13 protein-coding genes are annotated in these 16,010 nt (G+C 60.3%); 5 read left to right on the forward strand and 8 right to left on the reverse strand.

The window, feature by feature from the left end; all coding sequences use genetic code 11:
• Positions 1 to 4 precede the first annotated feature (4 nt).
• A complete protein-coding gene (locus JG743_RS24960; protein ID WP_202293523.1) occupies positions 5 to 745 on the forward strand; it encodes an ABC transporter ATP-binding protein in 741 nt (246 codons plus the stop codon).
• Between the two features lie 159 nt (positions 746 to 904).
• Positions 905 to 1,690: a hypothetical protein gene (locus JG743_RS24965; protein ID WP_202293525.1), complete on the forward strand. Its 786-nt coding sequence runs from the start codon at positions 905 to 907 to the stop codon at positions 1,688 to 1,690.
• 27 nt (positions 1,691 to 1,717) lie between these two features.
• On the opposite strand, the gene JG743_RS24970 is transcribed toward JG743_RS24965, so the two are convergent.
• Both JG743_RS24970 and JG743_RS24975 read right to left on the reverse strand, forming a co-directional pair.
• Positions 1,718 to 3,229 (reverse strand): glycosyltransferase, encoded by a 1,512-nt coding sequence (locus JG743_RS24970; protein WP_202293527.1) that lies wholly within the window; start codon positions 3,227 to 3,229, stop codon positions 1,718 to 1,720.
• Between the two features lie 72 nt (positions 3,230 to 3,301).
• A complete protein-coding gene (locus tag JG743_RS24975; protein ID WP_202293529.1) occupies positions 3,302 to 3,985 on the reverse strand; it encodes a Stf0 family sulfotransferase in 684 nt (227 codons plus the stop codon).
• Between the two features lie 176 nt (positions 3,986 to 4,161).
• Between JG743_RS24975 and JG743_RS24980 the strand changes: the two genes are divergently transcribed.
• The 3 genes from JG743_RS24980 (at position 4,162) to JG743_RS24985 (ending at position 8,725) form a co-directional block, all read left to right on the forward strand.
• Positions 4,162 to 4,359 (forward strand): hypothetical protein, encoded by a 198-nt coding sequence (locus JG743_RS24980; RefSeq protein ID WP_202293531.1) that lies wholly within the window; start codon positions 4,162 to 4,164, stop codon positions 4,357 to 4,359.
• Positions 4,356 to 5,855, forward strand: coding sequence for a class I SAM-dependent methyltransferase (locus JG743_RS34235; RefSeq protein ID WP_244672903.1), 1,500 nt, complete (start codon positions 4,356 to 4,358; stop codon positions 5,853 to 5,855). The genes JG743_RS24980 and JG743_RS34235 overlap by 4 nt, the downstream gene beginning before the upstream one ends.
• A 455-nt stretch (positions 5,856 to 6,310) precedes the next feature.
• Positions 6,311 to 8,725, forward strand: a complete 2,415-nt coding sequence (locus JG743_RS24985; RefSeq protein WP_244673220.1) for a glycosyltransferase family 4 protein — start codon at positions 6,311 to 6,313, stop codon at positions 8,723 to 8,725.
• Positions 8,726 to 8,958: 233 nt separating this feature from the next.
• Here the strand turns inward: JG743_RS24985 and JG743_RS24990 are convergent, their stop codons facing one another.
• The 6 genes from JG743_RS24990 to JG743_RS25015 form a co-directional block, all read right to left on the reverse strand.
• A complete protein-coding gene (locus JG743_RS24990) occupies positions 8,959 to 9,732 on the reverse strand; it encodes an FkbM family methyltransferase (RefSeq protein ID WP_202293535.1) in 774 nt (257 codons plus the stop codon).
• A gap of 298 nt (positions 9,733 to 10,030) precedes the next feature.
• Positions 10,031 to 12,256, reverse strand: a complete 2,226-nt coding sequence (locus tag JG743_RS24995) for a glycosyltransferase family 39 protein (protein ID WP_202293537.1) — start codon at positions 12,254 to 12,256, stop codon at positions 10,031 to 10,033.
• Positions 12,253 to 13,173 carry a lysylphosphatidylglycerol synthase domain-containing protein gene (locus JG743_RS25000; protein ID WP_202293539.1) on the reverse strand — a complete coding sequence of 307 codons (921 nt, stop codon included), beginning with the start codon at positions 13,171 to 13,173 and terminating at the stop codon, positions 12,253 to 12,255. Before JG743_RS25000 ends, JG743_RS24995 begins: the two co-directional genes overlap by 4 nt.
• Entirely contained in the window at positions 13,170 to 13,895 is a 726-nt protein-coding gene (locus JG743_RS25005; RefSeq protein ID WP_202293541.1) for a class I SAM-dependent methyltransferase, read from the reverse strand. Before JG743_RS25005 ends, JG743_RS25000 begins: the two co-directional genes overlap by 4 nt.
• A 10-nt stretch (positions 13,896 to 13,905) precedes the next feature.
• A complete protein-coding gene (locus JG743_RS25010) occupies positions 13,906 to 14,988 on the reverse strand; it encodes a glycosyltransferase (protein ID WP_202293543.1) in 1,083 nt (360 codons plus the stop codon).
• Complete coding sequence (locus JG743_RS25015) at positions 14,988 to 15,980, reverse strand: glycosyltransferase family 2 protein (protein WP_202293545.1); 993 nt, start codon at positions 15,978 to 15,980, stop codon at positions 14,988 to 14,990. Before JG743_RS25015 ends, JG743_RS25010 begins: the two co-directional genes overlap by 1 nt.
• Positions 15,981 to 16,010 lie beyond the last annotated feature (30 nt).

The following is a 16,010-nucleotide window of genomic DNA, read 5'->3' on the forward strand; positions in this document are numbered from 1 at the left end:
CGCTATGGCTTCCATCACATTGACCGGCGTCTCGGTCGAATTTCCGGTGTTCAACGCGGCAAGCCGCTCCCTCAAGAACAGGGTGCTCAGTGTCGCGACCGGCGGCGCGATCGACCGCCGAGGGGACGGCCATGTCATCGTGCGCGGCCTCGAGGATGTCAGTTTTTCCCTGCGGGAGGGGGACCGGATCGGCCTTGTCGGCCACAACGGCGCCGGCAAGACGACGCTGCTTCGCGTGCTGTCGGGCATCTACAGGCCGACACGAGGATCGGCCGTGATCCAGGGCGAATGCGTGTCTCTCATCAACATCTCGCTGGGCATCGATCCGGAAGCGACGGGCCGCGAAAACATCCGGCTGCGCGCCGCGATGATGGGCATGCGTCCGGAAGAATTGCGTGAGCAGTATGACGAGATCGCCGAGTTCACCGGATTGGGCGACTTCCTCGACATGCCATTCCGGACCTATTCGTCCGGCATGCAGCTTCGGCTGGCATTCTCGACGTCCACCGCGATCCGGCCGGAGATACTCGTCATGGACGAATGGCTTTCGACCGGCGACGAGGATTTCAAGCACAAGGCCGACAAGCGGCTGCGCGAGATCGTCGACACGACCAAGATTCTCGTCCTTGCCAGCCACTCGCGCGAGTTGCTGCAGAACAATTGCAACCGCATCCTGTGGATGGAACATGGCCGCGTGCTGATGGACGGCCCTACCAATGAGGTCCTCCCGGCCTATTTCGGTTGAAGCCCGTGGCAAGTGCGCCTGACGTGCGGCCTCACATTCTATGCAATTCTGGACGGAAACCGTTACGCACTTTTCCCGGGATTGCGCTAAGGCCAATCGACACTCGGTACTTAAATTTTACATTGATCATTTCAGTTTCAGATTTTGGGGGACGCACCCATGGGCAGCGACGAGCAAGGTTGGTGGCGCGGCAAGAAGGCGGCATTGGTCGTCGCCCATCCGGGGCATGAATTGCGGGTCCACCATTGGATGGAAACCGCCAAGCCTTTGGTGCTTGTCCTGACAGACGGTTCGGGCCATCTCGGTGTCGGCAGGCTCGACCGCACGACCGAAGTCCTGGCCGGCGCCGGGGCACGTCCATCGGCAACGTTCTTCGGCAAGATGGCGGACCGGGATCTCTACCGGGCTATCCTGACCGGCGAAGCCGAGACATTCCAACAGCTCGTTGACGAAATGACCACAGTTCTCGCCGATGAAGCGATCGACTATGTCGCGGCTGACGCGGTCGAAGGTTTCAATCCGGGGCACGACGTCTGCCGGCTGCTCGTCAATGCGGCGCTGGCGAGATTGCGCGGCCAAAACGGGAGCGAGTTGCCCAATCTCGAGTTTCCGCTCGAGGCGGACGCGCTCAGGCGCGAGACGGAAGCACCAGGGGGGATCGAGCTTCACCTCGACGCCGCGGCATTCGACCGCAAGCTTGGGGCCATCGACAATTATCCGGAATTGACCGAAGAGGCCGACCGCCTGCGCGCGGCGCACGGCCTTGCAAGCTTCGGCGTGGAACGCCTCACTCCGGTCGATTACCATTTGGACATTTCAGAATGCTCGGAGCAGCCGCCAGCCTACGAGCGATGGGGTGAGCAGCGGGTCAAGAGCGGCTATTACACGACAGTGCTGCGCTTCAAGGAGCATGTCGAGCCACTGGCCAGACAACTGGCGATGTGAATCCTGGCGGACGGTCGGGGCGGTCTCTCATTTGCCGAGTTCGATCAGGCGCAGTCCCAGCCCAAGCCGCCGTTCATCGCTCGACAGCCCCAGCTGCTGTGGACTTGCGGGATTCTCAATCCGAAGGCCGACGGTAAAATTCCGGGCTAGCGCAGCTTCGGACGACAGCGCCACCTCCCAGTCTTGCCGTCCCCCAAATATCCGTCGTTCAATCCGCATTCCGTTGATGAAAAGCTCAGCGGCGACTTCCGAACGATGCTCATGCAGGAAAGGCTCCAAAACCAGTCTGAGTGAGGTTGGCGCAGGGCCCCAGCCTATCTTGAATTCGACCATTGCCAGCTCGCCGTCGGTCCAGACTCCCCAGGTTTCAACGGCGCCGAACCCCGTCAGGCGCACGAATCTTTCGGGCTCGTCGGCCAGCGCCAAGGAAACCGGCTCGCCCGCCTTGACTGGTTCCAACTCGGCCGGCAGGCGTGCCAGCCGTGTCAGGAGATCCTCGCGCTCCTTCATCCACGGCCATATAGGTCCTGGCTTCGGCAGCCAGGTCTGCATATGACGCGCCAGCGAGAGGTTCAACTCGTGCCTGACCGGAGGCGCGGCGCGGTATTGGCTAATCGCTTCACCGTAGAGCGACAGGCAAGCGTCCAACCATTTAGACATGCTCGCCTCCTGGCGCGTTCTCCTCGAGACTTCCGCCGCGTCGGCCGCGTCGTAGCGATCGATCTCGGCCGCGATCGCCTCGGGCAAGAGGCGCCGCTGCAGCACCCGAAGTCCGAAGTTGCGGCGCCGCCATGCACCCCAATTGTCGGAGCGAGCCATTCCGGCGAGGCCGCGACCGTCGCAAACGATGACGGCGCGTCCGCATGCCATGGCTTCGAGGGCGCTTAGCCCGGACGCGAAGGCAAGATCGTATTGCGGCAGCAGGGTTTCTGGCTCGCTCGCGACGTTGCCTACGGAGGCTCCTATCACGTCCAGCTCGATGCCACGCGCCTCGCAGGCGGCGCGCACCGCATTCAAATGCTGCACGTTCTTGGCGAAGGCCAGGGCGCGGCGCGGACGCGCCGGCAGCGGCGGGCCGGGCGCGAAACGGTCTGTATCGACGGCATTGAGTAGCGTGACGATACGGTCTGCCGGAATGCCGGCTTCGAATTGCAGCCGCTCGGTGAGCGTGTCGTCGACGGCGACATACTTCCAGACATTGGCGAGAAGCGGAGGGGCGCTATGCCAGGCGACGAAATCGTGCGCAAAGTAAAGGACCGGAGCGTTCGGGAAGCGTGCCGCGGCGATGGCGGTAACCTGGGTGTGGTTGCCGTGGATGATGTCGACGTCCGCAGCGATGGTCGAGATGTCACTGGTGACGGCTATGCCGCGCGCCTGGAGCTCTTGAGCGATCGGCCCCAGTTCGGGCGCATAGACGATCGGCCTGTGCCCGGCGCGCATGAGGGCGAAAGCGACTTCCCTGGTGACGATCTCGGTCCCCGAACGGCCTGTCAGATAAATGTTGGCGATCAGGACCGTCAGCGGCTGTTCGAGCGTCATGTATCCGCGGGTTCCCTTACGATGGATCGTTCGCGCGCGAGCCGGCCGGAGTGCATGGCGCCACGACTGGCTCTATAGCCTATCAACACTATCTGGATCGCCGAATTCTTCGGTGAAGCGCTTGCGCCACCTTTCAGTGACTTCGTCGCGCTGCACGGTAACGCTGATTTGGCGCATGTCGACGTGCGCGCTGTGGAGATCAAACCGCTTTGCTACCCTATCGATTGCCTGTTGCGGTGCGTCCACGACCTCCTCATAGACCATACGCAGGGCTGATATTTCGTTCCTGGCGAAGTACATCTCCCACCGAGCATATTCCGCCGCGATCGCGCGAAGACGGGCCAGAATCGCTTCGCCATCAAATCCCGCTTCACCGGTTGGCGTCTGCCCATGCCGATACTGGCCAGTCTGCAGGGCCCGAGCCCAGGAGATCGCCTGGGCGAGCATATCCCGCCTGCGCAGGAATACGAATTGCAGGCTTGGAAGCATCGAGGTCCATTTTATGGTGCCTTCGATCCAGTCGTGCTGATGGGCAAAGATCTTCAGCCCATAGATCCCGTTGGGCGTCGCGCCCATGGTCAGGATTCTGTCGACCTGCATGGCCCTGTCGTCGGGATAGTCCGGATCGTCGAAATAGCGCCGCCCTGGGCCGTTGAAGTATTCCAGCGGGCGCCCGAGCTGACCGGTGCTGGAGAGCAGTTGCGATACGAAATTGCTGCCCGACCGTGGTGCCGTGCAGATCGCGAAGCCGCGCATGAGAACATCCCCGATTCCTTGGCTGGTCCTTAGCCGATCTCCCGCCCTCAGCAAAGACGGGCTCAGGCCGCTGGCCACTTTCCGTAACTGGCTCCGGCCCCGACCCGACGCGTGGAATCCGCCATTGTCGTGGCGTGCACCGCATGCCATACCCGCCCGTGGGAGGCGACATGCGCTTGGCGGAGCTGACGCCAAGCAGCGGCGAGAGAGAGATGTTTGGCTCTGCAGCAAAAGTGCGAACCAAGGCGGTAGCATTGGAATCCGTGACGCTGACCGATGGCAAAGATGCAGAAGGCTTTGACATCATCCATCCGGACCGTCCCCTTTTTACCGGGGCGGGCTGCGTTGAACACGCGCTCGAAATCACCCGATGAAAAAGAGCTTTGAGGAACTGTACAAGGCGTTCGAGGATCGCTTTCGCGGCTCGAGGGAACTCGTCAAGGAGCGGCTCAAGATCTACGAGCCCTTGCTGGCGCAGGTGCCGCGACAGGCCGATGGACCCACTCTTGCGATCGATCTTGGCTGCGGACGCGGCGAGTGGCTTGAGGTACTCGGCGAGGCCGGGCTGGAAGCGGTGGGCGTGGATACGAACACGCGCATGGCGCAGGAAGCCATCGACCATGGCCTCAAGATCGAACTGCAGGACGCGCTCGAATATCTCGGCGGCAGGCCGGACAGCAGCGTGGCGGTCGTTTCGGCCTTCCATATGGTCGAGCACGTGCCGACCGATTACCTGATCGAACTGCTGGACGAATGCCAAAGGGTGCTGATCGACGACGGTCTGCTGATCCTGGAAACACCCAACCCGGAAAACATCTCGGTCGGCACGCATACTTTTCATCTCGACCCGACTCACAAAAGCCCGCTGCCGCCGGAGCTGCTTCAATTTCTGGTGGGACAGGCCGGCTTCGCGCAAACAGCGATCCTCAGGCTGAATGGCGCGCCGATGATCGAGGCAGGGCCGATCGAGCGCAGCGTCCACCTCATGTTCGAGGTGGCGCGCGACTATGCCTGCCTGGCAACGAAGCGTGCGGCGGAAGGTTCCGAAGCCCTTGCGGCATTTGTAAACGCCGCATCACAACAGCATCCCGCCGACATGGGACAGATCAGGCAGTGGCTCCGTTCGGCCGATGACGAGATCGTCAACCTGTCGGACGGCGTGAAGGCGACCATGGCATCCACCGCGCAACAGATTCAGCTGCTGACGGACAATCTCGCCGCCCAGTCGGAGATGATGCGCGTGGGAAACACCGTGCTCACGAACACGGTTGCCGCTCTCGGCAAACAGTTGAAAGACATTATCAAAGACAGGGCCGTTGCTGCGCGCGACACAGAGATCGAGCGTCTTCGCCAGCATATCGCCGATGAGGAGATCGCGAACAGGGAACAGTTTGCCGTGAAGGAAGCATCCATCCAGGAGCGGGATGCCGAAATCGCCCGCTTGCGTGAAAAGGAGACCGTTCTAACCGAGCAGGTTCAGCAACTGTCGAGCCTGACGGATGCCTTCAAGAATTCGACGTCGTGGAGGCTTGCGGCTCCGTTGCGGGGGATGAAACACCTGTACCGGACCGCTCTCGGGCGGCCGACGGACAATGGCTTTCGCGTCGAACCTCCCGCCGGGCGCCGAACCGCAAGGGCAAACGCAAAGCTTGTGATGCAGCACGCCGTGCTGTGGTTGCGCCGAAGACCTCGCATTGCCGCTGTGGTCTTGCGGACAGTGCGGCTTGTCCCGCCACTCGAACGCCGCCTGCTGGCTTTCGCGCGCGCCGGAGGAGGCTTTGTCACGACGGACACGGGTTGGGCACTCGAGCCCGACCCCTCTACCCTGCGAGCCTGGAGCAAACGTCTCAATTCCGGAAAGCCGACATGACCAGCGAGCCCTTGAAACTCTGGGTCGATGGCCAGTGCCTGCAGACGCATAGCCGCATGCGGGGAATTGGACGCTATGTCCTTGATCTGCTGCGCAGCCTTTCCACCCACAAGGACGAGATCGAGTTGCTGGTTTCGCTCAATGCCGCAATGCCCGAGAGCGCGATGGCCGCGCGGTCATTGCTTTCAGACATCGTCCCGGCGGACCGTATTCATGTCTGGCACGGGAAAGTCGAAGGCGGCGAAGCCGACTTCGGATACACGCCGTGGCGCAAGCGCAGCGAAATAGCCCTTGTCCACCACGTCAATCAACTCAATCCGGACGTTGCCCTTTCCGCCAGCCCTTTCGAAGGCGCGCTGGATCCCGCGGTTCCCTACCTCGGAGGGCCGTTGGCGACGGTCAAGACCGCAGCCATATTCTATGACGCGATACCCTTCAGGTTTCCCGACAAGTATATGCGGGACAGCCGCCGGCAGGACTATTTCAATCGTCGCCTCGCCAGCTACAGAAACTTCGATCTCGCCTTCACGATTTCGGATTTCTCATCGCGCGAATTGCGCCATTTCGTCGACGCGACAAACGACCTGTATATCGGGACCGGAATATCAAACACTTTTGTCGAACTGATAAACGACAGCACGGATCGCAACGGCATCGAGGGCGATTACGTCCTCTACGTGGGAGGATTTGATTGGCGCAAGAATATCGCTGTCGTCCCGGCCGCCTTTTGCATGATCTCCAAATCATTGCGGGAGAACCTGAAGTTCGTCATTGCCGGCGACGTCGGACCTCTGGAAGAGGGTGAGCTGAGAAACATATGGGCGTCCTGTGGTTTGGCGGCCGACCGGATCGTGTTTGCAGGCGCAGTCGATGACCGGACGCTGGTTTGCCTCTACAAGGGAGCTCTTGCCCTGGTGCAACCCTCCTTCATGGAGGGCTTCGGGCTAACGGCGCTGGAGGCGATCGCCTGCGGGACACCCGCGATCGCGGCCAGGGCGGGGGCGCTTCCCGAGATTGTCAGGGATGACGCGCTGTTGTTCGACCCCACTTCGCCGTGGGATCTGGCGGAAAAGATCGAAGCTGTCGCGGCAGGCAAGCCCAACACGCGCAAGCTGAAGGAACTGGCGCGGGACAGGATAGAGGCGTTCGGCTGGGACAAGGTCTCGGAGCGTGTCGTCCAGGGCCTGCAAGGGCTCGATCGCCGCTCCGCGCCGCCGCCCGGGCTCGGATTGGTCGAGGCGCTCGAGGTCAAGAAAAATGAAGAGCGGGAAGTGGCGACCTTGATGGCGCTGGCCGAACCAGAGGTCGCCAGACCGCGGTTGCTGGTGGATGCGAGCTCGACGCTGATCGACGACGGCAAGAGCGGCATCCAGCGGGTCGTACGGCGAATCTGCGAAAGCCTGTTTCCGCGCCGATCGAAGAGCGAGGGCAAGTACATCTCGTTCTGCGACGACGAATCCGGTTGGTATTTCGCCAGGGAGTGGACCGGACGCGCGCCGCCGAAGCAGTCGTCGACCAGGCTCCTGCCCCAGGCCGGCGATACGATCCTGATGCTGGACAGTTCGTGGACCTACCATACGCTGCACCCGGCATTCCTTCGGCCGGCCCTGATCAAGGGCGGCGAGGTCATCTCCTGCCTTTATGACACGGTTCCCTTGCGCTCGGCCGCCTTTTGCCATGAAGGCATGCCGCCCGCTTTCAGCGCATGGTTTCAGACGGCGCTCGCCTATTCGACCGGTTTTGTCTGCATCTCGCGCGCGGTCGCCGACGAATTGCTAGACCTGCTCGCCGGAATCCGGTTCCCACGGCCGATGAAAGTCGGCTACTGGCAGCTTGGCGCGGACTTCGCCAACGGGCCGACCGCATCCAAGCCGGTTCGCGCCAGCACAGGCGCGATGCGCCCCCGTTTCCTGATGGTCGGGACGCTGGAGCCGCGCAAAGGCCATCGCATTGCGATGGATGCCTTCGAGGCGTTGTGGGCCGACGGTTTCGACATAGAACTGATCATCGTCGGGAAAACCGGGTGGGGAACGGCGTATCTCGACGACCGCATCAGGCGCCACGCGGAGTTCGGCAAGCGCCTGCATCTGCACTCACAGGTCGACGATGGCGACCTGGCCACGCTTTACGCGGTTTGCGACGCGCTGATCGCGGCCTCCTTCGCGGAAGGTTTTGGTCTGCCCATCGTCGAGGCGGGCCACTTCGGCAAGCCGGTGATTGCCAGCGACATTCCGGTCTTCCGGGAGGTTGGCAAGGGCGCGGCCGCGGCATCCTTCTTCGAAGCCGGCTCTGCCGCCGCACTTGGCGCGGCGGTCAGGGACTTCCTGAATCGCACGGCCCCAGCTACGCCCGGCGATGCCTCGTGGCCAACCTGGTCCGAGAGCGCGACGCAGCTCGAAGATGTGGTCGTTGGGCAGAAATGGTACAAGATCTACGAGCCGAAGGATCCAAGATCCCTCGCCCCGCGGACCGATCTTGGCACGACACGGATCATGGCGCCCCTTGCGGAAGCGCAGCGCGCTCATCGTCTGGAGCTTGTGGAGGGCCCTTACGCGACCGATGACGGCGCCGCGTCGAAGATCGTCGTCAACGTGACCAACCTCTCCAACACGGTCTGGTCGAGTCTCGGCACGGCTGATGGAGATTTGGGCATTACACTGGGCTACCACGCGCTCGACGCTGCCGGCCAGTCGGTACAATACGACAATGCGCGGACCAGTATTCCGTTTGTGCTGGTGCCGGGCGACACGATCTATCTGGCTGTGGCTGTACCGGTGTCGCTGAAAGAGCGGGGCGCCGCATTCGTCGATGTTGAACTCGTCCAGGAGGGAGTTCGTTGGTTCGGCAATCCTCTTCGGGTGGCGTTGTAGTGGTTTCTTCGGGTTGGCTGAATGGCGGTGGGAAGCAAATGATCAGACGCGACGATGTCATTGCCGCTTCCGATCATGCGAGCCAGAGTCTCTGCCAGCAATACGGCCTCGTCCGCGAAGTCCTCGCATGGGAGCGCGAGGCCAGTCATCACCGGTCACCCCGATCCTTGACAGCCAGCTTCAACAAGCTCGGACGAGGCCAGTCACCTGCCGGCTGCGCCGTCAAGGGCTCGCTAATTCATGCTGCTGCTATTTGGTCTGAAAGCGCAGTAGAGGTCGTCTACGCATCCGGCTGAAACGAGATTGTCGTGAATGAATGCGAGCGCGGCACCATCGCTATCGATCAATTGCGGCTGCCCATCCTTGAAACGGTACACATACGGAAAAACCTCCCGCAACAGTCGCAACAGGTCGCGAGGGTTAATGTCCCGAAAACCGACCATGGTAAAGGCATTGAATTCTACGAGCAGAGAAGGCTTGAAACGCGCTATCGTATCTCGTGCGCCTTGCAAAACGTCTATTTCGAAGCCTTCAACATCAATCTTGATGAAGTCGATCGCCTCAATTCGATGCGACTTCACAAATGCATCGAACGTCGACATCTCCACAGTTCCCGTTGGGGAATGTCCAAGCGTGTCTCCCGTCACAAGGTGGCTGGCAGAAGCGGAATCGGGGTTGGAAAAGAAGGATAGCGACCGTTCCTCGGCTCCCAGCGCGATATTGTAGGCGTTCACCGCTGCAGCGTTGGCCTTGATGGTCTCCAGCAAAAACGGAAAGACGCTCGGGTCTGGTTCGAAGGCATAGACCCTCGAGGCCCCCGACTTCGCCGCAACCACCGCTGTCATTCCGATATTGGATCCGACGTCGAAAACAACCGCGCCATCGGGAAGTGCGCGCATTGCAAACGCGAACGGCGCATCGGGAGCAGCATGGTCAAAGTAGCTATCGCCCTCGCGTCCGCAGAGGGCGACATCCTGTTCACCAAACTGGATATGTCTTCTGTTCATTGACTTTCTCTGAGAAGTACGCGCGATCCTCGTTGCGTGGTGCCGTCGCAAGACCCAGCATGGGTGCCGTTATGGATACCTTCTTGCGTGATCGCTCATGGTGGCTCCCCGGGCCGCTTGATCCGCAGTATCCTACTCGGCCACCTAGAGCAATGTGTAGCACTCCGGAGTTTCACTCGAATGCCTCACATAGCAAACTACCCGCCGTTGCTAACTGCCTTTCCCCTCAAATCACAAGAAAACTCATTGGCCCAGCAGTTGATTGTCGAGTTCGAGCCTCTTGCCGGACACGGCTGGCCTAGTTTGGATCGACTGCTATATCGGTCAGGCCGAATCCAAGCATCCGATCGTCGGTGGAGAACCCAAGTTGTCGCGGCGAGTATGATTTAGCTACAGCTAATGTTACTATGATCTCGCTACCTGAAGACAACTCCTTTGGAAGATCGAAAGACGTCTCAGTTGTTGGTTGTTGCGCGGCAAAATTCAGAGATCCGATTACTTGACCCGCAATGGAGATTGTCACCGTTTGGGTGGGATCCTGAGGCGCAAGGAAGGCCATGCCGGCGATCCGAAGCTTGGCTGGTTTTCCCGGGTTGGGGACCCGCAACGAAAGCGTTGCCAACGGCTCTTCAGTCCAGGCGCCCCACTCTTCAGGAATATGCCAGCCGGTCAACAGACGGTATGGTTTGTTCGAAACCTGCGCGACGTCCGCTGGCGCGTATATTTTCGCCTGGATGCATCGCTCGACAACCTGATTGGGCGGACCAATCCATTCGACTTCCTCGCGCGAACCAACCACCGGCTCCAGGGCTGTTCCGCAGACCTGCGGCAAGTCGACAAGTTCGGTTACGTGAGACTCAGTCAGGGGCTGTTTGACCGGCAGGGTTGGAACATTTTCCAGAAAGGTCAAAACGGAGGCCGTGGGGGAGTAGTTCGTCAGATAGTATGGTGCGCCTCGTTTCCTGAGTTCCGTGGCCAATCGATCGTAGCCGCTCGCCCAGCCTTCTTGCAGCGGAACGAACCACCAATTGCGTGCCATCGCGTTCTGCTGAGCCAGGTAGAGGGCCAACAAGGCAAGACCGGCGCCCAGACCGACCCGACGCCGGTATTGGGCCAAGTTGACCAACGCAACGGTCGCCAGCAGGATCGTCAATGGGATCGCAAATGGCACCCAGCGCCTTGCTCCCCATGGGTGATCTGGTGAAATTCGGGTGTACAACAGCATCAGGACAATCAAAAGGACTGAGGGCACGGCGAATGCCATGCCTTTCAAGCCACTCTGGCGCGCCAGCAGCCAGGCACCCGCATATGCGATAAGCAAGGCGGGCACTGTCGTGTACCAGGTGAATTCGCGAGGCGCTCGAACATAGCTGAATGCAGAATAGATATCGTACTGCGACTGATCGGCGAAAACGCTCTTCAGAAGTACGTAGACCGTGATTGCAAATCCAAGCGCAACGAACACCTGGGAAAGCGGCAGTGCCCATCGCTCCAAAAAGTTGCCCACGACGGAGAAACGCCGCGGAGCAATTATGGACAGGGCAATTTCAAGCCCGGAAAACATCAAGCAGGCCATGGCGCCCGCGAAGCTGGCCCCCAAGCCAATTGGCCATAGGTCGGAAAAATAGCCGAACGAATTGTCTCGCAGATCGACGATGCTCCAGACACAAAGAACCGTCGCGGGCGCAAGAGCGAAAAGGCCTGTCGGCCAGTCACGAGGATTGGAGCACAGCAGCGCGAATATCCATAGCGGGAAAAAGGATGCGACGAGATACCCGTCGACGCGCGAGAGCATGACGCAGCCGAACGCGATGCTGGCGGTGAATGTTTCCCAGGCTGAGCGCCGCTCGATCGACCTGATCATGAACAACAGCGCCACGCTGAACAATGAAACCGTGAACACTTCGCTGAGCGACGATCTGGCGACATAGACCACGGCGGCATTGGTCGCGAGCAATATCGTCGCAAACGGCCACCAGGAACCAACCAGTCTTCGTGCCAGGATCGAGTAGAAGAACAGCGCCAACGTTGCCAGAACGGCCGACGAAATGGCGATCTCATTTTCTCCAAAAACATCGACGAACGCTGCGCGAAACAGCGCGCTGACATGGTTGAATTGCGCGTGGGATGCTGGCGGCCCGGGATAGATGCCCGGGTAACTATCCAACTCCGCCGGCGCGGCGTGAGCGGCCGCGTCTCGGGCGACCTGTTCCCAAGCGTCAACCTTCGGCCAGCCAAAGTCGGCCGAGGTCTGCGCGATGATATTGTACACACCGTTGTCGCGCCCGGCGTCGAGTTCCGTTGTGGCGAAGGTGAAGACGTACGCGCCGAAGATCAGCGCAAGGAGCGAAGGACCAAGAACAGCCGATCTTCGATCGGCGTCAGGAAAATTTGGCGACAGCAGCGCAGCCAGATACGCCAGTGCAAACACGAGATAGCCGTTGAAGACGTGAAATCGCGCGAGGATGAGCGAGGCGAGCGCGGCCGTGATCAGCGCGAAAGAAAGTTGTCCGGTAAATTTCATGAGACTGATCCGGTTCTCCTGAGCGCCAGGAGAGCGATCCCCAAAACAAAGCCCATAAGGTCTGCCAGGGTCGCCGCCAGGCGCACCAGGAGCGCAAGCGTTGCGGCTTCGGTTGCGGAAAAGGTGGGGTAGAGGAGAAGGACGGTCGTTGCTTCACGGACACCGATTCCTCCAGGCGATCCCGGCGTGATGTAGCCGGCTAGAAACGACGCGGACGCTACCCCGACGCAGGCGAGCATTCCAATCGGCTTGTCCGGGAACAACAAACCGGATGAAGACCACAGTGCCAGTCCATTCAAACCGAAGTTGACGAGGTCGATGGCTCCGACAGCAAGAAGCCGTTTGCGCGAGGCGGCCAGGTCAGCCAGGAGTTGCCGGATGAAGGGGGCTATCCGGCTTCGAAACACTATGGCCGCCACTGTCACGACCACGACAATGGACAAAAGACCCACAGCGAGCCAGGTCGCCACACCGCTGAACCTCAGCGCCTGCAGCAGCCATTCGCGCAAAAGCACCGCAACCAGGGCGAAGCCGACGCTAAGCAAGGCGATCGCCTCGACGATCATCGCTTTCGTCGATGCGCTGACGGGTATGTCGTAAGATTTGAGCACCACAGCCCTGCCAACGAGATGGCCGACATTGCCGGGAAGATACTTGCCGATCTGGGTGGAGAGAAAAACCGGGCCTATGAGACCAAGCGGGCGACCTACGCCGAAAACACCAAGCAGCATATGCCAGTTGAGAGCGGCGAGCAGGAGGCTGCAAAAAATTGCCGCCGTACCGATCAGCAGCGAAGTCCAAAAGAAGGGGGCGGTTGCAGCCCGGAAAAGCACCTCGGGTGAACGGGCAACTGCCGCAATGAAGAATACCAGCCCCGCCAACGACAGCGTGATCCCGACAATGCGGAGCGCTTTCACCGTTGCTTCCTTGCCACGAATATGAGGGTCGGAACGATCCCCCGCGTCGCCCTGAAGACGAAATCCGGAATGTTGCTCGCGAATTTGTAGGCGCCGACATTTCTTTCCAAATCGCCGACAAGGCGAATCGCGTCGATGGTCTTGTCTTGCGCGTCGAACCCGGCTTCGCTCAACAGAGTTTCAGCTTCGGTTCGAGAGAGAGGCCGACAGTCATAGCGATGCTTCGCCCCACGAAGTCGGATGTAACGATCCGCGATTGGAGCGGGCAGCCAACTCAGCAACGGAAGTTTGTAGTGAGTTTCGAAAAGCCGCCATTTGTTGGGGACCGCAAAGTACAAGGTTCCATCCGGCTTAAGGCAACGGTGAATTTCGTCGAGATGCCGCCGCTGCTCAGTAAGATCACCGACATGCTCGATAACATGGTTGGTGACGACCAGATCGAAGTGCTCGTTCGGAAACGGCAGTCTGGTGTCGTCCACCTTATGGAAGACATAGCCCTGCTTTATCTGGCGCTCGTCATTGATGTCGGTCGCGAAGGTCCCGCGCGGGCCAAAACCGAGCTCGGAAAAGTAACTTGCGATGAAGCCGGAGCCACAACCGACCTCGAGCATGCGCATTCCCGACTTCGGTGCCGTCATCCCGGACAGCATCGCAATCTTCCGGGCCTTGGCATTTCGGCTTTCCGCATCAAGGATCGCGTGTGAAAGGCGGAAGGCTTCCATGCGCGTCGCCCTATTGTCTCTTCAATTCCGACGCAAGGCTGCGCCAGGTGAGCCGTTCATTGGTTGCCGCTATGGCGTCAGGCTCATACCATTTGCCTCCATCCATAACGCGCGACAAGGCACCCGCAAGCGCGTCTATGTTTCCCGCCTCGACCAAAATGCCTGTTCCGGGCGCAACGATATCGACGAAGCCGCCAACTTCGCTTGCGACCACAGGCTTGTGGTAGTTTAAGGCAAGCGCTGCCACAGCGCTGCCCGAGGCTGAGCGATAGGGCAGGACAATTGCGTCCGCACGCGCGAAGAGATTGGCTGCCGACTGGTTCGAGACATAGGCATTCACCATTTCGACCTTTTCGGAGATACCGCCTTCGCTGATAATCCTTTCGTATGCTGAAGCGCCGTCCCAGCTTTCCCCGGCAATGGTGAGATGGAAGTCCCTGTCGGCAAGCCTGGCCAAGGCCTGCAAAAGTATGTCTAAGCCCTTATATGGCCGGATCAACCCGAAGAAGAGGAGTTCCGTTCCCGCGCGTCGCGGCAATTCGCGATCCGGCGCAGGGAAGGCATCGTAGGCGGGAATCGGATGCATCCGGATCGATGCTGCCGGAAACATTTCGCCCAGACTCTCACGATGGCGACTGGAGTGCACGAACAACTCCTTGCAGTCGCCTAAGGCCAGGTTGCGAAGCTTGACTTTCCAGCCGGCGGCTTCGTGATCATCCACATTATGGCAAATCACCACCAGCCGCTTGCCACAGCGTCTGGCAAGCCGTTTCACCCAAATGATGAACGGTGCCCAATAGACGTGCCACCACTGCACGACGATCAGATCCGGATTCAAGGATCGAATGCGGCGGCCAACCGCTGGCCAGGTGAACGGATTGGCGGAATCGACGATGTATTCGACGTCCGGCAGATATGCGCGCGGCTCGGGTTCCTTGTCGCTTCCGCCGGGGTACATGAATGCTGGAAACTGACGCGAGAAAGATATCGTAAATCGATCATCCGACTCGGCGAGAGCCTGATGCAATTGAGCCGTGTATTGAGCTATTCCTCCGCGATAGGGCGGAACAGGCCCAATTAGCACTATGCGCATCAACGCTCCGAGTTCCGGACGAGATTCGCCCGCTGCGTATAGCGGATGTCCTCGAGAAGCTTGCGGTTGGCCGCTATCACATCGGCCAGGAAAGCGACGAGGAGGCACTGGAAGCCCATCGACATCAGCGCGCCCGCCAGGATCACCGACTGTATGTGGCCTGTGCCCGTTCCGGTCAGGTAGAAATAGAGGAAGCGCAGGCCGATCAGGAAGCCAAGCCCGAAAAGCAGCGCCGCGGCGATGCCGAAGAAGCGGGCCGGCTGGTAGATGACGAAGATGCGCACGATGGTGAAGATCGAACGCTTCAGATAGGAAGGTATGCTCTTGACCAGCTTCGATGGCCTGAGATCGCCGTTGACGCGGATCGGCACCGAGACCACGCGCATGTTCTTGCGGCCTGCCTGGATTATGGTTTCCAGCGTGTAGGTGTAGTTGTTGAACACGATCAGGCGCTGGGCCGCGTTCCGCGAGATGGCGCGGAACCCGCTCGGCGCATCCTGGACGTCGGTGCCGCTGCTCACCCGAACCACCCAGCTGCCAAGCTTCTGCAGCAGCTTCTTGACCGGAGAGAAATGTTCTATCTCCGAGATCGGCCGCGCGCCGACGACCATGTCGGCGCGCCCCTGCAGGATTGGCAAGGTCAGGGCCGGAAGATCGGCGGCATGGTATTGATTGTCGGCGTCCGTGTTGACGATGACATCGGCGCCCCGTGCCAGGCAGGCCTCGATGCCGGTCATGAAGGCGGCGGCAAGGCCCCGATTGCTGGTGTGACGGACGACATGGTCGACGCCGTTTTCCTCGGCAATCCTGACCGTTTCGTCGCTGCTTCCGTCATCGATGATCAACCATTCCACGCTATCGAAGCCTGTGACGGTCCGCGGCAGATCGCTCAGCGCTATCGCCAGTGTTTCTGCTTCGTTGTAGCAAGGAATCTGGATGATCAGCTTTGGCAGCAGCTCGCCCTCGAAATCGGGAGGTTGACAACCGTGCATCTATCATCCTGAGGCCGGGGCGCAAGCGGT

The sequence above is a fragment of the Mesorhizobium sp. 131-2-1 genome, assembly GCF_016756535.1.
GTDB lineage: Bacteria > Pseudomonadota > Alphaproteobacteria > Rhizobiales > Rhizobiaceae > Mesorhizobium.